14 protein-coding genes are annotated in these 17643 nt (G+C 73.3%); 8 read left to right on the forward strand and 6 right to left on the reverse strand.

From position 1 onward, the window contains the following. Positions 1-44: 44 nt before the first annotated feature. Together ACIQVI_RS08450 and ACIQVI_RS08455 are read left to right on the forward strand one after the other, a co-directional pair. Positions 45-1196: a dihydrodipicolinate synthase family protein gene (locus ACIQVI_RS08450; RefSeq protein ID WP_403592804.1), complete on the forward strand. Its 1152-nt coding sequence runs from the start codon at positions 45-47 to the stop codon at positions 1194-1196. After that, on the forward strand, positions 1193-1996 hold the full coding sequence (locus tag ACIQVI_RS08455) for a sugar phosphate isomerase/epimerase family protein (protein ID WP_403592807.1): 804 nt from the start codon (positions 1193-1195) through the stop codon (positions 1994-1996). Before ACIQVI_RS08450 ends, ACIQVI_RS08455 begins: the two co-directional genes overlap by 4 nt. 18 nt (positions 1997-2014) lie before the next feature. On the opposite strand, the gene ACIQVI_RS08460 is transcribed toward ACIQVI_RS08455, so the two are convergent. Next, positions 2015-2479, reverse strand: coding sequence for a DUF937 domain-containing protein (locus ACIQVI_RS08460; protein ID WP_121828158.1), 465 nt, complete (start codon positions 2477-2479; stop codon positions 2015-2017). 101 nt (positions 2480-2580) lie between these two features. Here ACIQVI_RS08460 and ACIQVI_RS08465 point away from each other — a divergent pair, with 101 nt between their 5' ends. Then, positions 2581-4806: an ATP-dependent RecD-like DNA helicase gene (locus ACIQVI_RS08465; RefSeq protein ID WP_403592810.1), complete on the forward strand. Its 2226-nt coding sequence runs from the start codon at positions 2581-2583 to the stop codon at positions 4804-4806. Positions 4807-4985: 179 nt separating this feature from the next. After that, positions 4986-6275, forward strand: a complete 1290-nt coding sequence (locus ACIQVI_RS08470; RefSeq protein ID WP_121828160.1) for a citrate synthase — start codon at positions 4986-4988, stop codon at positions 6273-6275. Positions 6276-6697: 422 nt separating this feature from the next. Here ACIQVI_RS08470 and ACIQVI_RS08475 read toward each other — a convergent pair whose 3' ends face one another. The 3 genes from ACIQVI_RS08475 to ACIQVI_RS08485 form a co-directional block, all read right to left on the reverse strand. Then, entirely contained in the window at positions 6698-8917 is a 2220-nt protein-coding gene (locus ACIQVI_RS08475) for a heavy metal translocating P-type ATPase (protein WP_403592814.1), read from the reverse strand. 72 nt (positions 8918-8989) lie between these two features. Further along, positions 8990-9214 carry a cation transporter gene (locus ACIQVI_RS08480; protein WP_351969226.1) on the reverse strand — a complete coding sequence of 75 codons (225 nt, stop codon included), beginning with the start codon at positions 9212-9214 and terminating at the stop codon, positions 8990-8992. Positions 9215-9263: 49 nt separating this feature from the next. Beyond that, complete coding sequence (locus tag ACIQVI_RS08485) at positions 9264-9953, reverse strand: TetR family transcriptional regulator (protein ID WP_403592817.1); 690 nt, start codon at positions 9951-9953, stop codon at positions 9264-9266. Between the two features lie 570 nt (positions 9954-10523). On the opposite strand from ACIQVI_RS08485, the gene ACIQVI_RS08490 reads away from it, so the two are divergent. Both ACIQVI_RS08490 and ACIQVI_RS08495 read left to right on the forward strand, forming a co-directional pair. Continuing rightward, positions 10524-12713 carry an MMPL family transporter gene (locus tag ACIQVI_RS08490; RefSeq protein WP_403592820.1) on the forward strand — a complete coding sequence of 730 codons (2190 nt, stop codon included), beginning with the start codon at positions 10524-10526 and terminating at the stop codon, positions 12711-12713. A 64-nt stretch (positions 12714-12777) separates the two neighbouring features. Further along, the gene (locus ACIQVI_RS08495) at positions 12778-14076 is read left to right on the forward strand and encodes a hypothetical protein (protein ID WP_403592823.1); all 1299 of its coding nucleotides are present in this window, start codon (positions 12778-12780) and stop codon (positions 14074-14076) included. 78 nt (positions 14077-14154) lie between these two features. Here the strand turns inward: ACIQVI_RS08495 and ACIQVI_RS08500 are convergent, their stop codons facing one another. Continuing rightward, positions 14155-14352 carry a MerR family transcriptional regulator gene (locus ACIQVI_RS08500; protein WP_351969230.1) on the reverse strand — a complete coding sequence of 66 codons (198 nt, stop codon included), beginning with the start codon at positions 14350-14352 and terminating at the stop codon, positions 14155-14157. A 266-nt stretch (positions 14353-14618) separates the two neighbouring features. Next, entirely contained in the window at positions 14619-15569 is a 951-nt protein-coding gene (locus ACIQVI_RS08505; RefSeq protein ID WP_403592827.1) for a sugar phosphate isomerase/epimerase family protein, read from the reverse strand. Positions 15570-15737: 168 nt separating this feature from the next. Here ACIQVI_RS08505 and iolC point away from each other — a divergent pair, with 168 nt between their 5' ends. Beyond that, positions 15738-16772: a 5-dehydro-2-deoxygluconokinase gene (gene iolC / locus ACIQVI_RS08510; protein WP_403594482.1), complete on the forward strand. Its 1035-nt coding sequence runs from the start codon at positions 15738-15740 to the stop codon at positions 16770-16772. A gap of 2 nt (positions 16773-16774) precedes the next feature. Continuing rightward, positions 16775-17629, forward strand: a complete 855-nt coding sequence (gene iolB, locus ACIQVI_RS08515; protein ID WP_351969232.1) for a 5-deoxy-glucuronate isomerase — start codon at positions 16775-16777, stop codon at positions 17627-17629. Positions 17630-17643: the final 14 nt, after the last annotated feature.

Raw genomic sequence — 17643 nt, forward strand, 5'->3', positions numbered from 1 at the left:
CCCCGGCCGGACGACCACCGCACCGACACCAGGGAAGTGACCCCGTGACGATCCTCCTGCCCTCCCCCGGCGGCGGCCTCCGGGCGTACGAACCCCGCACCGACCCGCTGGCGCTCGCCCCGGCCGGGCCCCCGGCCTTCCGTACCGTCTTCTCCGCCGCGCACGTCGTCGCCGACCCGTACGCCGACACCACCCCCGACGGCCCCGCCGCCGTCGACTGGGACGCCACCCTCGCCTTCCGCCGCCACCTCTGGGCCCACGGCCTTGGGGTCGCCGAGGCCATGGACACCGCCCAGCGCGGCATGGGCCTCGACTGGGCGGGCGCGGCCGAGCTGATCCGGCGCTCGGCGGCCGAGGCGAAGGCCGTCGGCGGCCGGATCGCCTGCGGCGCGGGCACCGACCAGCTCGCGCACGGCACCCTCGCGGAGGTCCGCGCCGCGTACGAGGAACAGCTCGCGGTCGTCGAGGAGTCGGGCGCGCGGGCGATCCTGATGGCCTCCCGCGCCCTCGCGGCCGCCGCCACGGGGCCCGAGGACTACCTCGACGTCTACGGCCACCTCCTGCGCCAGGCGCGCGAGCCGGTGATCCTCCACTGGCTCGGCCCGGTGTTCGACCCGGCGCTCGACGGCTACTGGGGCTCGGCCGACCTCGACGCGGCGACGGAGACCTTCCTCGACGTCATCGCCGCCCACCCGGACAAGGTCGACGGCGTCAAGGTCTCCCTCCTGGACGCCCGGCGCGAGGTCGGGCTGCGTCGCCGCCTCCCCGACGGGGTGCGCTGCTACACGGGCGACGACTTCCACTACCCGGAGCTGATCGAGGGCGACGAACAGGGCTTCAGCCACGCCCTGCTCGGGATCTTCGACCCGCTGGGCCCGCTGGCCGCGCGGGCGGTCCGCACCCTCGACACGGGCGACGCGAAGGGCTTCCGCGCGCTCCTGGACCCCACGGTGGAGCTCTCCCGCCACCTGTTCCGCCCGCCCACCCGCTACTACAAGACGGGCGTCGTCCTCCTGGCCTGGCTGGCCGGACACCAGGACCACTTCACGATGGTCGGCGGCCTCCAGTCCGCCCGCTCCCTCCCGCACCTCGCCCGCGCGTACGAACTGGCCGACGGGCTCGGCCTGTTCCCCGACCCGGCCCTGGCGGAGTCCCGCATGGCGTCCCTCCTCACGGTCCACGGAGTCCCGCGATGAACCCCGAGCGCTTCTCGATCAACCAGATGACGGTCCGGCAGCTCTCCCTCCCCGACCTCGTCTCCCACTGCGTCCGCCTGGGCATCCGGGGCGTGGGCCTGTGGCGCGAACCCGTCCGGGAGTACGGGGTGGAGGCGGCGGCCCGGCTCGTACGGGAGGCGGGCCTGGCGGTCACCAGCCTCTGCCGGGGCGGCTTCTTCACCTCGGACGACTGGCTCGCCCCCAACCGCGCGGCGGTCGACGAGGCGGCGGCCCTCGGCACCGACACCCTGGTCCTGGTCTCCGGCGGCCTGACCCCCGCCTTCCCGGACCTCCCCGCCGCCCGGGCCCGCATCACCGAGGCGATCGGCGAACTGGCCCCGTACGCGGAGGAGCGCGGCGTCCGCCTGGCCGTCGAACCGCTCCACCCGATGTACGCCTCCGACCGGTGCGCCGTCTCCACCCTGGACCAGGCCCTGGAGATCGCCGAACGCTTCCCGTCCTCCCAGGTGGGCGTGGTCGTCGACACGTACCACCTCTGGTGGGACGACCGGGCCCCGGCGGCGGTGGAGCGCGCGGCCGCGGCCGGCCGCGTCCACGCCTTCCAGCTCGCCGACTGGACCACGCCCCTCCCGGCCGGGGTCCTCGACGGCCGGGGCCAGCTGGGCACGGGCGCGATCGACCTCCGGGCCTGGACGGCCCTCCTGGAGCGGACCGGCCACACGGGCCCGGTGGAGGTGGAGCTCTTCAACGCCGCCCTGTGGGCGAGGGACGGGGCCGAGGTCCTGGAGGAGACGCTGGAACGCTTCCTGGCGATCTGAGGCCCCGCTTCCCGGCCGCTACTTCTTCGGGCCGCCCAGCAGGTCCCCGAGGCCGCCTCCCGCGCCGCCCTTCTTCGCGGCGCGCTTGGTGAGGACCGCGACGACGACCGGGACGAGGAGCTCGACCGCGCGGTTCGCCGTGGCCGGCGGGATGCCGGTGCGCTTCGCGACGGCGTTCGCCGCCGGCTTCGCCAGCTTGGCGAGCACCCCGGCCATCAGACCGCCGCTCACCAGGCCGCCGAGGGCGGCGACCCCCTGGAGCGGCGGTTCGGGGGAGGCGACCTCGTCGACGGCGGCGCGCACCTCGTCCGCGCTGCCCGGCTCGGCGGCCGCCTGCCGCAGCCCGCCCGACAGCTCCGCCACCGAACTGCCCACGACCTCCTGCGCCCCGTCCGCGTCCGTACCGAGCAGCCCCGCGATCTCGTGAAGCCGGTCGGCACCCAGCTCGTTCAGCACGTCGTCCTGGAAGGAAGGTTCACTCATGCCGGAAACGCTACGGTTCGTCCGCCCCTCCGGCATCCGGAACCCCCGGTCCTCCACGGGCTCGCCGGCTTCCTGTCCGACCCCTTCGCTACGGTCGACACATGTCCAACGAGGGTCGCGGTCCGGCAGTGGTCGAAGGGGTCCTGGAGCGGATCACCTACGCCAACGAGGAGACGGGATACACCGTCGCCCGGGTCGACACCGGGCGCGGGGCCGGTGACCTGCTCACGGTCGTCGGCGCGCTGCTCGGTGCCCAGCCGGGGGAGTCGCTGCGCATGGAGGGCCGCTGGGGGTCCCATCCGCAGTACGGGAAGCAGTTCACCGTCGAGAACTACACGACCGTCCTGCCCGCCACCATCCAGGGCATCCGCCGCTACCTCGGCTCCGGTCTGGTCAAGGGCATCGGGCCGGTCTTCGCCGACCGCATCACCCAGCACTTCGGGCTCGACACCCTCGACATCCTCGAAGAGTCCCCGGGCCGCCTGATCGAGGTCCCGGGGCTCGGGCCCAAGCGGACCAAGAACATCACCGCCGCCTGGGAGGAGCAGAAGGCGATCAAGGAGGTGATGGTCTTCCTCCAGGAGGTCGGCGTCTCCACCTCCATCGCGGTCCGGATCTACAAGCAGTACGGGGACGCCTCCATCTCCGTCGTGCGGAACCAGCCCTACCGGCTCGCCGCCGACGTGTGGGGCATCGGCTTCCTCACCGCCGACCGGATCGCGCAGTCCGTCGGCATCCCGCACGACAGCCCCGACCGGGTGAAGGCCGGCCTCCAGTACGCCCTGTCGCAGTCCAGCGACCAGGGGCACTGCTTCCTGCCCGAGGAGCGGCTGATCGCGGACTCGGTGAAGCTCCTCCAGGTCGACACCGGGCTCGTCATCGAGTGCCTGGGCGAGCTGGCCGAGGACCCCGAGGGGGTCGTCCGGGAGACCGTGCCGGGGCCCGAGGGGACACCCGTCACCGCCGTGTACCTCATCCCGTTCCACCGGGCCGAGCTGTCCCTCGCCGGGCAGCTCCGGCGGCTGCTGCGGGCCGAGGAGGACCGGATGCCGGCCTTCCGGGACGTGCCCTGGGACAAGGCCCTGGCCTGGCTCGCCACCCGCACCGGGGCCACCCTCGCCCCCGAGCAGGAGGAGGCCGTGCGGCTCGCCCTCACCCGCAAGGTCGCGGTCCTCACCGGCGGCCCCGGCTGCGGCAAGTCCTTCACCGTCCGCTCCATCGTGGAGCTGGCCCGCGCCAAGAAGGCCAGGGTGGTGCTCGCCGCCCCCACCGGCCGGGCCGCCAAGCGGCTCGCGGAGCTGACCGGCGCCGAGGCCTCCACCGTCCACCGGCTCCTGGAGCTCAAGCCCGGCGGGGACGCCGCCTACGACCGGGACCGGCCGCTCGACGCGGACCTGGTCGTCGTCGACGAGGCCTCCATGCTGGACCTGCTCCTGGCGAACAAGCTGGTGAAGGCGGTGGCCCCGGGCGCCCACCTGCTGCTCGTGGGGGACGTGGACCAGCTCCCCTCGGTCGGCGCGGGCGAGGTCCTCGGCGACCTGCTCGCCCCCGGCAGCCCCGTGCCGGCGGTCCGGCTGACCCGGATCTTCCGGCAGGCCCAGCAGTCCGGCGTCGTCACCAACGCGCACCGGATCAACGCCGGCACGCCCCCGCGCACCGACGGCCTCCCGGACTTCTTCCTCTTCGCCGAGGAGGAGACCGAGGACGCGGCCCGGGTCGCCGTGGAGGTCGCGGCCCGTCGCATTCCGGCCAAGTTCGGCCTCGACCCGCGCCGGGACGTGCAGGTCCTGGCCCCGATGCACCGCGGCCCGGCCGGTGCGGGCGCGCTCAACGGACTGCTCCAGCAGGCCATCACCCCGGCCCGCCCCGACCTCCCGGAGAAGCGGTTCGGCGGCCGGGTCTTCCGCGTCGGCGACAAGGTCACCCAGATCCGCAACAACTACGACAAGGGGGCCAACGGCGTCTTCAACGGCACCGTCGGCGTCGTCACCGCCCTGGACCCCGTCGAGCAGCGCCTCACCGTGCGGACGGACGAGGACGAGGAGGTGCCGTACGACTTCGACGAGCTGGACGAACTCGCCCACGCGTACGCGGTCACCATCCACCGCTCGCAGGGCAGCGAGTACCCGGCGGTGGTCATCCCGGTGACCATGAGTGCCTGGATGATGCTCCAGCGCAACCTGCTCTACACGGCCGTGACCCGGGCCCGGAAGCTGGTCGTCCTGGTCGGCTCCCGCCGCGCCATCGCCCAGGCGGTGCGCACGGTCTCGGCCGGCCGCCGCTTTACCGCACTCGCCCACCGGCTCACAGGGCCCGCCCTCGTGTGAAAGATCACGGAGGGGTACCGGAACCGGGGCGAAGGGGACAGGATATGAAGGTTGGCGGCACTGAGTGCCTCCAATTGGCCCAATGGTCGACCCCGAGTGCACTCTCCTGAGCCAAATGGGGGATGGTAGAGACAGTCAGGGCACCTCGAAGAAGAGGCACTACGTCGGTGAGGGATGACGTGAGCGACAACTCTGTAGTACTGCGGTACGCGGACGGTGAATACACCTACCCGGTGGTCGAGAGCACCGTCGGTGACAAGGGCTTCGACATCGGTAAACTCCGAGCCCAGACCGGTCTGGTCACCCTGGACAGCGGATACGGCAACACCGCCGCCTACAAATCCGCGATCACCTACCTCGACGGTGAGCAGGGCATTCTGCGGTACCGCGGCTACCCCATCGAGCAGCTGGCCGAGCGCTCCACCTTCCTTGAGGTGGCGTACCTGCTGATCAACGGTGAGCTGCCCAAGGTCGACGAGCTCGCGACCTTCAAGAACGAGATCACGCAGCACACGCTGGTCCACGAGGACGTCAAGAACTTCTTCCGCGGCTTCCCGCGGGACGCCCACCCGATGGCGATGCTGTCCTCGGTGGTCTCCGCGCTGTCCACCTTCTACCAGGACAGCCACAACCCGTTCGACGAGGAGCAGCGGCACCTCTCCACGATCCGGCTGCTCGCCAAGCTGCCGACGATCGCGGCGTACGCGTACAAGAAGTCGATCGGCCACCCGTTCGTCTACCCGCGCAACGACCTCGGGTACGTCGAGAACTTCCTGCGCATGACCTTCTCGGTCCCGGCGCAGGAGTACGAGCTCGACCCGGTCGTCGTCTCGGCGCTCGACAAGCTGCTCATCCTCCACGCGGACCACGAGCAGAACTGTTCGACCTCCACCGTGCGTCTGGTCGGCTCCTCGCAGGCGAACATGTTCGCCTCGATCTCCGCCGGCATCTCCGCCCTCTGGGGCCCGCTGCACGGCGGCGCCAACCAGTCGGTCCTGGAGATGCTGGAGGGCATCAAGGCCAACGGCGGCGACGTCGACTCCTTCATCCGCAAGGTGAAGAACAAGGAGGACGGCGTCCGCCTGATGGGCTTCGGCCACCGGGTGTACAAGTCCTTCGACCCGCGCGCCAAGATCATCAAGGCGGCCGCGCACGACGTCCTCTCCGCGCTCGGCAAGTCCGACGAGCTGCTGGACATCGCGCTCAAGCTGGAGGAGCACGCGCTCTCCGACGACTACTTCGTCTCGCGCAACCTCTACCCGAACGTGGACTTCTACACGGGTCTGATCTACCGCGCCATGGGCTTCCCGACCGAGATGTTCACCGTGCTCTTCGCGCTCGGCCGCCTTCCCGGCTGGATCGCCCAGTGGCACGAGATGATCAAGGAGCCGGGTTCCCGCATCGGCCGCCCGCGCCAGATCTACACGGGCGAGGTCCTGCGCGACTTCGTCCCGGTCGAGGCCCGCTAGCCCTTCGCGGCGACACGCCGGACACCGGAGAACCGGACACCGGAAAAGCGGACACCGGAAAGCGAGAAGCGCCCCGCTCCCCGATCCCCCCACGGGTCGGCGAGCGGGGCGCTTCCCATATCCCCGGTGCGGATTCCCCCCACGGGATCCGGGCCGGGCGTCTGCCGGCGACAGCCGGTGGCTGTGCGGATCGGGTGCGACGCGGTCTGCCGGGGTCCGTACGGGAGGGCCGCTCAAAGCTCCCCGGTGCACGTCCCCCGGCCAACGCTTGCCTGGGACGTCCCCCAAGACATCCCATGAACGTCCCCCAAGACGTTCTCGGCATCGCCCACTTAGACTCACGAACAGCCCAGATGGTTACCCCACAATATCTGTGATCTAGGTCTCGATGTGAAGGTCCTGTGCATCACGTGTAGGTGAACTCACGTGAACCGCCGGAGTCGCAGGCTGTTGGATACGACGAACACGGACGAAAGGGCCATCGCGAGCCCCGCGATCATCGGATTGAGCAGTCCGGCCGCCGCGAGCGGCAGCGCGGCCACGTTGTAGCCGAAGGCCCAGCAGAGGTTCCCCCTGATCGTGGCGAGGGTCCGCCGGGAGAGCCGGACGGCGTCCGCCGCGACCCGCAGGTCGCCCCGGACCAGGGTCAGGTCGCTCGCCTCGATGGCCGCGTCCGTGCCCGTGCCCATCGCCAGGCCCAGATCGGCGGTGGCGAGCGCGGCGGCGTCGTTCACCCCGTCCCCGACCATGGCGACCGTCCGCCCCTCCTCCTGGAGCCGCCGGATCACCTCCGCCTTCCCCTCGGGCAGCACCTCGGCGATCACCTCGTCGATGCCCACCTCGTCCGCCACGGCCTCCGCCACCGCCCGGTGGTCCCCGGTGAGCAGCACCGGGCGCAGCCCCAGGGCGCGCAGCCGGGCGACCGCCTCGGCGCTGGTGTCCTTGACGGTGTCGGCGACGGTCAGGGTGCCCCGGGCCACCCCGTCCCAGGCGACGTGGACGGCGCCGGGTTCGGAGGCCGCGGGCACCTCGATCCCCTCCGCCGCGAGCAGGGCGGCGCGCCCGACGACGACGAGCCGCCCCTCGACCGAGCCGCGCACCCCGAGCCCGGGGACGTTCTCGAAGGTCTTCGGCACCGGGAGCGGGCCGCACCGCCCGGCGGCGGCCTCCGCGACCGCGCGGGCCACCGGGTGCTCGGAGGAGTGCTCCAGGGCGCCCGCGAGCCGCAGCAGCTCGTCCTCGTCGGCGCCCTCGGTGCCGTACGTCCCCCCGTACACCCGGACTCCGGCGAGGCGCATCCGGCCGGTGGTGACCGTGCCCGTCTTGTCGAGGACGACCGTGTCGATCCGGCGGGTGGACTCCAGGACCTCCGGGCCCTTGATCAGGATGCCGAGCTGGGCGCCCCGGCCGGTGCCGACCAGGAGCGCGGTCGGGGTCGCGAGGCCCAGGGCGCAGGGGCAGGCGATGATCAGGACGGCGACGGCGGCCGTGAAGGCGGCCGTCGGGTCGTCCGTGACGAGCAGCCGGACGACGAGGGTGCCGAGCGCGATCAGCAGGACGACCGGCACGAAGACGGCCGAGACCCGGTCGGCGAGCCGCTGCACGGCGGCCTTGCCGCTCTGGGCCTCCTCGACCAGCTTCGCCATCCGGGCGAGCCGCGTGTCGGCGCCGACCCGGACGGCCTCCACGACCAGCCGGCCCGAGACGTTGACGCAGCCGCCGGTCACGGCCGAGCCGGGGAGGACGTCGAGGGGCAGCGACTCGCCGGTGAGCAGGGAGGCGTCGACCGCCGACGCGCCCTCGGTCACGGTGCCGTCGGTGGCGATCTTCTCCCCGGGGCGTACGACGAAGAGGTCGCCGGCCCGCAGCCCGGAGACCGGGATCCGGGTCTCCGCGCCGCCCCTGAGGACGGCCACGTCCTTGGCGCCGAGCTCCATCAGGGCCCGCAGCGCGGCGCCCGCCTTCCGCTTGGCACGGGCCTCCAGATACCGCCCGAGGAGGAGGAAGGTGACGACCCCGGCCGCGACCTCCAGGTAGATCGCGGAGGAGCCGTCCGAGCGGTCCGCGGTGAGGTCGAAGCCGTGCCTCATGCCGGTCGTGCCCGCGTCGCCGAGGAAGAGGGCCCACAGGGACCAGCCGAAGGCGGCGAGGGTGCCGATCGAGACCAGGGTGTCCATGGTGGCGGCGCCGTGCCGGAGGTTGGTCCAGGCGGCCCGGTGGAAGGGCAGCCCGCCCCAGACGACGACGGGGGAGGCGAGCGTGAGCGAGAGCCACTGCCAGTGGTCGAACTGGAGGGAGGGGACCATCGCGAGCAGGACGACGGGCGCGGAGAGGACGGCGGAGACGGTCAGCCGCTGCCGGAGCGAGGCCGTCTCGGGGTCCTCCGGAGCCTCCGCTTCCCGTACGGGGTCGGGCTCGGGCTCCGGCGGCGGGGGCTCCTCGGCGGTGTAGCCGGTCCTGACGACGGTGGCGATCAGCGCGTCGACCGGGAGCTCCGGGGGGTGTTCGACCCGTGCCTTCTCGGTGGCGTAGTTGACCGTCGCGGTCACCCCGTCCATCCGGTTGAGCTTCTTCTCGACGCGGGCGGCGCAGGAGGCGCAGGTCATGCCACCGATCGTCAGCTCGGTGATCGTGGACGTCATCAGCGGTTCCAAACGGGAGCGGGGCCGTACCCGGTAACGGTACGACCCCACGGGGTGCCGGCGGGCCGGCGGTCAGACCAGCTCGTAACCGGCCTCGTCGACGGCGGCGCGCACGGCCTCGCGGTCGAGCGGGCTCCCGGAGACGACGGTGACCTCGCCGGTCTTGGCGACGGCCGTGACGGAGGTGACGCCGGGGAGCTCGGAGATCTCGCCGGAGACGGCGCCCTCGCAGTGCCCGCAGGTCATGCCCTTGACCTGGTAGACGGTGGTGAGTTCGGTCTGCGCCTCTGCGGTCATGGCGTTCTCCTCGTAGGGTTCGGAGCCTTACGGGACCGAGCTTATACCCCTAGGGGGTATGAATTCCACTCGTGCCGGACCGTGTCGCGCCGGGCCGTGTCGCGGTGGCCGGCTCCTCGACCAGGGGGGCGAGGTAGCGCAGCAGGAGGGTCTTCAGCTCGGCGACCGTGGCGTCCCGCTCGGGGCCCTCGGGCGCGGCGAGGACGAGGTCCAGGCCGCCCTTGAAAGCGGCGAAGGTCATCCCGGCGATCCGGCCCCGGTCGGCGGCGGAGAGCGCGGGCGCGTAATGGCCGATCACCTCCTCCACCCGGGTGAGCAGGGTGGCGTGCAGCTCGTCGTGCTCCTCGGCGATCCGGCCGGGGACGTCGGAGCCGTGCATCAGGGCGAGGAAGGCCGGGTTGGCGCAGTTGAACTCGATCAGCGGGTCCACGACCGCGTCCAGCAGGTCGGGCAGCGGCAGGCCGAGGTTCTCCGCCGTGAACGCCTGGCCGTGGGCCTCCCGCATGTCGTGCAGGAGGCGCTCGCCCAGCTCGATCGCGATGGCCTCCTTGTTCGGGAAGTACTGGTAGAGCGTGCCGGGCGAGACGTGCGCCTCGCGGGCGATCGCGTTGGTGCTGGTCGCCGTGTAGCCGTTCGCGCAGAAGACGTTCGCGGCGGCCTGGAGCAACTGCGCGATGCGGCGCTCGCCCCGCGCCTGACGGCGGCGCGGCTTCGGTTCTTCGGACGTGTCCTCGGACATGACTGTCCCCAGCTCTTCTCGACCCGTTTGACAAACGCGAGAGGTCGCTCGCATTCTTGTGAAACGCGAGTGATCGCTCGTGTTTGCCAGTCTATGGCAATGGGTGACCCGCGCGTCCTGCCGGGAAGCGTGTGCGCACGGGTCAGGTGAAGGGGACACCTCGTCATGGCCGAAGTCAAGAAAACAGCCCCCGACGGAACCGGCGGCGGGGGAGAAACCGCAGGTGGGGCCGGGGCGGGGGGTGCCGGGGGCGCGCCGGGCCCCGGGACCGGGGCGGGCGCCGCGCACGGCCCCGGCCCGGGCGCCGGAGCCGCGCCGGGATCCCCGACCGGGACCGACGGGGCGTCCGGACCCGGTTCCGGGCCCAGGACCGGGAACGGCAAGGCGTCCGGTGCCGGATCCCCCGGTGGGGGCGGCGGGACGTCAGGTCCCGGAGGCCGGGGTGTGAGCGGCAAGGCGTCCGGTCCCGGGACCCGGGGTGGGGGTGGTGGGGCGTCCGGCTCCGGAGTTCTCGCCGGGGGCGGCAAGGGGTCCCGTGCCGGATCCCCCGGTGGGGGATGGACGCGGTTCGTGACCGCGCGGCCCCGGGTCACGTTGCTCGTGGCCCTCGTGCTCACCGCCCTCGCCGTCTTCGCCGGGGGCGGGGTCGCGGACCGGATGGGGAGCGGCGGCTGGGAGGACCCGGCCGCCGAGTCCACGTACGCGGCCGAGGAGCTGGAGCGGCACTTCCCCGGCTCCCGGCCGAACCTGCTGCTCCTCGTCGACTCCGGCACGGCCGGGACCGACGCCCCGGCCGTCGCCGCCGAGGCCCGCCGGCTCGCCGGGCGGCTCGACGCCGAGCCGGGCGTCGAGGGCGTCGGCTCCTACTGGTCCACCGGCTCGCCCGCCCTCCGCTCCGAGGACGGCCGCAAGGCCGTGATCGCCGCCCGGATCACCGGCGAGGAGAAGGAGGCCGCGGCCGTCCTCGACCGGATCGCCCCCGCCTACCGGGGCGCCCACGGCCCCGTGGAGGTCTCGCTCGGCGGCGAGCTCGCCGTCCGCCACGAGATGCAGACGCTCATCGAGGAGGACCTGCTGCGGGCCGAGCTCATCGCCCTGCCCCTCACCCTCGTCCTGCTCGTCATGGTCTTCGGCAGCGCCGTCGCCGCCCTGCTGCCCCTCGGCGTCGGCATCGTCGCCATCCTCGGCACCAACGCCATCCTGCGCGGCCTCACCGAGTTCACCGACGTCTCCGTCTTCGCGCAGAACCTGACCACCGCGCTCGGCCTCGGACTCGCCATCGACTACGCCCTGTTCGTCGTCCGCCGCTACCGCGAGGAGCTCGCCGCCGGCGCCGACACCCGCACCGCCGTCCGCACCACCCTGCGCACGGCCGGACGGACCGTGCTCTTCTCCGCCCTGACCGTCGCCGTCTCGCTCGCCGCGATGCTGGTCTTCCCGCAGTACTTCCTGCGCTCCTTCGCGTACGCCGGGATCGCGGTCGTCCTCCTCGCCGCCACCGCCGCGCTCACCCTGCTCCCGGCCGCCCTCGTGCTGCTCGGCCACCGGGTCAACGCCCTCGACCTGCGGCGCCTGTTCCGGCGCGGCCGCGAGCCCGGCGGGGACGCCCCGGGCGCGGGCTGGGCGCGCGCCGCCGGTCTGGTGATGCGCAGGGCGCCCGTCTTCGCCGTCCTCACCACCGCCGGCCTCGTCCTCCTCGGACTGCCCTTCCTCGGCGTGAAGTTCGGCACGGCCGACGACCGCCAGCTCCCCGTCACCGCCTCCTCCCGGATCGTCCAGGACGAGCTGCGGGACGGCTTCCCCGGCAGCCCCGGCGGCGGGATCACCGTCCTCGCCGAGGGACCGGCCACCCCCGCCCAGTACGAGGCCTACCGCGAGCGCATCGAGGCCCTCGACGGCGTCGGCCGGGCCGACGGACCGGTCACCACGGGCGGCGGCGACTCCGCCCGCGCCTACTTCACCGTCGTGCCCGACGGCGAGTCCGTCGGCGCCGGAGCCCAGCGGGCCGTCGGCGAACTGCGCGCCGCCGAGGCGCCGTTCGACGTCTCCGTCACCGGCCCGGCCGCCGTCCTGGTCGACTCCAAGGACGCCATAGGCGAGCGGCTGCCCTGGGCGGCGGGGATCGTCGCCCTCGTCACCCTGCTCCTGGTCTTCCTGCTCACCGGAAGCGTCCTCATCCCGCTCCAGGCCGTCGTCCTCAACGCCCTGAGCCTCACGGCCATGTTCGGCGCCGTCGTCTGGGTCTTCCAGGACGGACACCTCTCCGGGTTCCTCGGCTTCACCCCCACCGGCGACATCGAGACCACCCTGCCCGTGCTCATGTTCTGCGTGGCCTTCGGACTCTCCATGGACTACGGGGTGTTCCTGCTCTCCCGCGTCAAGGAGGAGTACGACGCCACCGGCGACCACGAGCACTCCGTCCGCTTCGGCCTGAGCCGCACCGGCGGCCTGATCACCGCCGCCGCCGTCATCCTCGCCGTCGTCATGGTCGCCATCGGCACCTCCCGCGTCACCAACACCAAGATGCTCGGCCTCGGGGTCGCCCTTGCCGTCCTCATGGACGCGATGGTGGTCCGCAGCCTCCTCGTCCCCTCCGTCATGAAGCTGACCGGCCGCCTCACCTGGTGGGCCCCGGGACCGCTGCGCCGCTTCCACGACCGCTTCGGCGTCAGCGAGTCGGACCCGTACAACCCTCCCCGTACTCCGGAGGTCACAGAGGTGTCCGAGGAGCGCCGGGAGACCGTCTCCTCATCCCCCTGAGCCGGTCGTGCCGGTGCGTGCGCGGGCGGCTCCTCCGACGCAAGACGGAACCGGAGTGATCGACATGAGACGTGTGCGCGTGGCCCTGGCCACGACGGTCGTCACCCTCGCCGTGGTGGCCCCGGCGCTGCCCGCGGCAGGGGCCCCCGCCCCTGCCGCCCCCGGCGCCACCGCCGCCGCCCCGGGCACGATCGTGCAGGAGGGCGGCCCGCTGACCGTCCCCGCGGGCGAGGAGGGGCCGGTCACCACCCGGCTCACCGTCACCCTGCCGCCCGGGACCACCGGACCGCTGCGGGAGGAGCGGCTCGGCTTCGAGGTGGAGAACGGCCGGCCGGGCAGCCGCCCCGGCCAACTGGTCACCTCCACCTGCGCGGTGAACGGCGGAGCGTTCGCGCCCTGCCCGTGGCACTCCCCGGACCCCGAGACGGTCGAAGGCATCTGGCTCGGCTTCGACCTCCCCCGGGCCGAGGTGCCCGCCGGCTCCTCGACCGTCACCTACGACGTCACCGTCGACACGGGCTCGGGAATGGAGTGGCTCGGACTCCTCTCGACCTCCGTCGAACTCCGCGACCAGCGCGGGGTGGTCGCGCGCGGCGAGCTGGCCTTCCGGTTCGTGCCCGGCACCCCCGAGGCGTGGCGGCGGTCCACGCTGCACGCCCGCGACCGCGACGGCGTCCTGTGGCAGTACGACGCCACGGGACGCACGAACACGCTGCTCAAGCCGCGCAAGCGGGTCGGCGGCGGCTGGAACGTCTACACGGCGCTCGCCAAGCTGGGCCCCAAGGACGCCTCGGGCCTGGGGGACATGGTGGCGCGCGACCGGGACGGCGTCCTCTGGTACTACGAGGACGGCCGCCGGCCGAACGCGCCGTTCGAGCCCCGGTTCCGGGTCGGCGGCGGCTGGAACGTCTACACCGCCCTCGTCGGCCTGCCCGGCGGCGACCTGGTGGCCCGCGACCGGAACGGCGTGCTCTGGCGCTATCACCGCTCCGGAGGAACCACGCCGGTCTTCGCACCCCCGGTCCGGGTGGGTGGCGGCTGGAACGTCTACACCGCCCTCACCGCCTTCGGCGACGGCCTGGTCGCCCGGACCGCCGACGGAAAGCTGTGGCGCTACGAGAAGGCGGACGGCGCCCGGCCGGCCGTGCCCTTCAAGCCCCGCCGCCCGGTCGGCGGCGGCTGGAACCGCTACGACGCCCTGGCCGGAGCGGGCCTGATCGGCGACCAGGAGCCCTCCCTCGCGGCCCGCACCAAGAACGGCGACCTGCTGGTCTACGGCACCCGCCGCGTGAACGGCGGCAGCGAGCCGTACGCCCCCCGCCCGGCCGGCTGGAGCTGGAACATCTACGACCTGATCGTCTGATCCGCCGCACGGCCCGGCGCCGGGCCCCGGAACGTTCCGGGACCCGGCGCCGGGCGCGTACGGGGGACGGGGACGGGATCAGTCGCGGCGGGTCCGGTTGCCGGGGCGGCTCGCGACCCAGGCGCGGATCGTGTCCGCGTACCAGAACGGCTTGCCCGACTCGACGTGGTCGGGCGGCGGGAGCAACCCGTGCTTCCGGTAGGAGCGGACGGTGTCCGGCTGCACCCGGATGTGCGCCGCGATGTCCTTGTACGACCAGAGCCTCTTGTCCGTCATGCCTGGTACCTCCCTGCGCACCGCGCAGCGGCGGCGGGGGTGCCGTTCGGGGGCGCTGCGGGTGGGCGTTGGCGATCACTGAGCCTGTGCCCCCTGCAACGACCCCCTCAGACAGGAGGAGAACGGCTGTCACGCGCCTGTGACGGGAAACCCGCGTAACGGAGAAAAGCGTGACGAAGGAGGGACCTGTGTGACGGAAGTGACGCATCGGGCCACCGGTGTGTCCGCGTGCGCGGCCCCGGGCCGGGACGGTAAGGGGGCGCGGGTCACACCCCGCAGGAGCGGAGGAAGCGCCGGGTCCGCAGCGCGACCGGGTACGGGACGTCCGGGTCGCACGGGTACATGTCCTGCTCGACGATCGCGAAGAGGTCCACGTCCAGGGCGCGGGCGGCGGCGAGCACCGGCTCCAGGGCGGGCACCCCGGACGGCGGCTCGCACATCACGCCCCGCGCCACCGCCGGACCGAACGGCGTCCCCTCGGCGACCACCTCCGCCAGGACCGCCGGGTCGACCTGCTTCAGGTGCAGATAGCCGATCCGCTCCCCGTACCGCTCGATCAGTTTGACGCTGTCCCCGCCGGCGTACGCGTAGTGCCCGGTGTCCAGACAGAGCGAGACGGCCTCCGGGTCGGTGGCGTCGAGGAAGCGCGTCACGCTCTCCTCGCCGTCCAGGTGCGTGTCCGCGTGCGGATGGACGACGATCCGCAGCCCGTACCGCTCGCGCACCTCCCGGCCCAGACGCTCCGTCAGCCGGGTCAGGTCCCGCCACTGCCCGGCGGTGAGGACGGGATCCTCCAGGACCTCGCCCGTGCGGTCGTCCCGCCAGAACGACGGGATGACGACCAGGTGGCCCGCCCCCATCGCCTGCGCCAGGGCCGCGTTCTCGGCGACGTGCGCCCAGGTCCGGTCCCAGGCGTCCGGCCCGTGGTGCAGGCCGGTGAAGACCGTCCCCGCCGAGACCCGCAGCCCGCGCCGGGCGGTCTCCTCCGCGAGGACCGCCGGATCGGTGGGCAGATAGCCGTACGGGCCGAGCTCGATCCACTCGTAGCCCGCGCCCGCCACCTCGTCGAGGAAGCGCTGCCAGGGCACCTGCCGGGGGTCGTCGGCGAACCACACCCCCCACGAGTCGGGAGCGGACCCGACCCGGATCCGGGACGACGGCGGCGCGCACGGCCGGGACGGGGCGTTCGGTGACGGCTGCGGGGACGGCTTCGTCATGACAGCCACCCTGACCGGGGCCGGGAGCACCGTCAAGCGCGCCGGCGGTCCGCATGTCCGGACATGTCGTTGACACCCCCCGGGTAGGGAGTTAGACCTGAGGACGGGGCCGAGGACGAAAGGTGGCGCGTGCAGACGGAGGAGACGGAGCCGTACGACCTGATCACCATGGGGCGCCTCGGCGTGGACCTCTACCCGCTCCAGACCGGCGTCGGGCTCGACCGGGTCGAGAGCTTCGGCAAGTTCCTCGGCGGCTCCCCGGCCAACGTGGCCGTCGCCGCTGCCCGGCTCGGCCGCCGCACCGCGCTCGTCTCCCGCACCGGCGCCGACCCCTTCGGGACCTTCCTGCACCGGGAGCTCGAGGGCTTCGGCGTGGACGACCGCTGGGTGACGGAGGCCGCCGCGTACCCCACCCCGGTCACCTTCTGCGAGGTCTTCCCGCCCGACGACTTCCCCCTCTACTTCTACCGGCTGCCCAAGGCCCCCGACCTGGAGATCCACCCGCACGAGCTGGACCTCGGCGCGATCCGCGCCGCCCGGGTCTTCTGGGCCACCGGCACCGGCCTGTGCGCCGAGCCGAGCCGCACCGCGACCCTGGAGGCGCTGCGGGCCGGGGCGGGCGGCGGCGGGACCACCGTGTTCGACCTGGACTGGCGGCCGATGTTCTGGACGGACCCGGCCGAGGCCCGCCCGTACTACGCCGAGGCCCTGCGCCACGCCACCGTCGCCGTCGGCAACCTCGACGAGTGCGAGGTCGCGACGGGGGAGCGGGACCCGGAGGCCGCCGCCCGCGCCCTGCTCGCCTCCGACGGCGGCGCCGTCCGGCTCGCCGTCGTCAAACAGGGCCCGAAGGGCGTCCTGGCGCTCGCCGCCGACGGGACCCGCGCCGAGGTGCCGCCGCTGCCGGTGGAGGTGGTCAACGGGCTGGGCGCGGGCGACGCGTTCGGCGGGGCGCTGGTCGACGGCCTCCTCGCGGGCCGGGACCTCGAAGAGACCCTGCGCCGCGCCAACGCCGCCGGGGCGATCGTCGCGGGCCGGCTCGCCTGCTCCTCCGCGATGCCGGACCCGGCGGAGATCGCGGAGGCCCTGGCCGGGGGGACGGGGACGGTCGGTACGGGAGCGAGTGGCACGGGAACGATCGGTACGGGAGCGACGGGGAGTACGTACCCGATCCGTACGGGAACGCTTCCGGAAAGGGGGTAGGGATGACCGTCATGAGCCCGAGCCCCGACGCCCGCCACACCCCCCGCCCCGCGTCCCTCCACCTCCCCGCCGGAGCCGCCGCCCGCGGCCCGTACGCCGTCGACATCGACCCCGGGCGGGCCGGATGGACGTACTCCTCGCTCCGCGTCCTCACCCTCGGGCCGGGGGAGACCCACTCCTTCGCGAGCGGGGATTCCGAATGGACCGTGCTTCCCCTCGCCGGTGCCTGTAGCGTGCGCGTCGACGGCGAGATCTTCGAACTCCGGGGCCGCGCGAGCGTGTTCGACGGAGTGACCGACTTCGCCTACGTACCGCGCGACGCCCACGCCCAGATCGCCTCCGGCGCGGGGGGCCGCTTCGCTTTGGCAGGAGCGAAGTGCGAGCGACGACTCCCCGCCCGCTACGGCCCCGCGCCGGAGGTTCCCGTCGAGACCCGGGGCAGCGGCGACCGCGCCCGCGAGGTGCGGAACTTCGCCTCCGCCGACGCCTTCCCCTGCGACCGGCTCATCGCCGTCGAGGTCGTCACGCCCGGCGGCCACTGGTCCTCCTATCCGCCGCACAAGCACGACGAGCACCGCCCCGGCGCCGAATCCGTCCTGGAGGAGATCTACTACTACGAGGTCGCGGGCCCGCACGGCCTCGCCTACCAGCGGATCTCGCCCTCCCGGCCCGGCGGCGCCGACCTGCTCGCCGAGGTCCGCGACGGCGACGCGGTCCTGGTCCCCGACGGCTGGCACGGCCCCTCGATCGCCCAGCCGGGCCACGACCTCTACTACCTCAACGCCATGGCGGGTCCCGGACCCGAACGGGAGTGGAGGATCAGCTTCCACCCGGAACACGCGGAGGGATACGCGTGAGCGGCGTCCGGCCG

This window comes from Streptomyces sp. NPDC098101, from assembly GCF_044760185.1.
GTDB lineage: Bacteria > Actinomycetota > Actinomycetes > Streptomycetales > Streptomycetaceae > Streptomyces.

Excerpts from the sequence above, each read along its gene's own strand:
- iolB (WP_351969232.1), top strand. The coding sequence starts at position 16,775 with ATGACCGTCATGAGCCCGAGCCCCGACGCCCGCCACACCCCCCGCCCC.
- ACIQVI_RS08480 (WP_351969226.1), bottom strand. The coding sequence starts at position 9,214 with ATGACCGCAGAGGCGCAGACCGAACTCACCACCGTCTACCAGGTCAAG.
- ACIQVI_RS08465 (WP_403592810.1), top strand. The coding sequence starts at position 2,581 with ATGTCCAACGAGGGTCGCGGTCCGGCAGTGGTCGAAGGGGTCCTGGAG.
- ACIQVI_RS08455 (WP_403592807.1), top strand. The coding sequence starts at position 1,193 with ATGAACCCCGAGCGCTTCTCGATCAACCAGATGACGGTCCGGCAGCTC.
- iolC (WP_403594482.1), top strand. The coding sequence starts at position 15,738 with ATGGGGCGCCTCGGCGTGGACCTCTACCCGCTCCAGACCGGCGTCGGG.
- ACIQVI_RS08495 (WP_403592823.1), top strand. The coding sequence starts at position 12,778 with ATGAGACGTGTGCGCGTGGCCCTGGCCACGACGGTCGTCACCCTCGCC.
- ACIQVI_RS08505 (WP_403592827.1), bottom strand. The coding sequence starts at position 15,569 with ATGACGAAGCCGTCCCCGCAGCCGTCACCGAACGCCCCGTCCCGGCCG.
- ACIQVI_RS08485 (WP_403592817.1), bottom strand. The coding sequence starts at position 9,953 with ATGTCCGAGGACACGTCCGAAGAACCGAAGCCGCGCCGCCGTCAGGCG.
- ACIQVI_RS08500 (WP_351969230.1), bottom strand. The coding sequence starts at position 14,352 with ATGACGGACAAGAGGCTCTGGTCGTACAAGGACATCGCGGCGCACATC.
- ACIQVI_RS08475 (WP_403592814.1), bottom strand. The coding sequence starts at position 8,917 with ATGACGTCCACGATCACCGAGCTGACGATCGGTGGCATGACCTGCGCC.
- ACIQVI_RS08460 (WP_121828158.1), bottom strand. The coding sequence starts at position 2,479 with ATGAGTGAACCTTCCTTCCAGGACGACGTGCTGAACGAGCTGGGTGCC.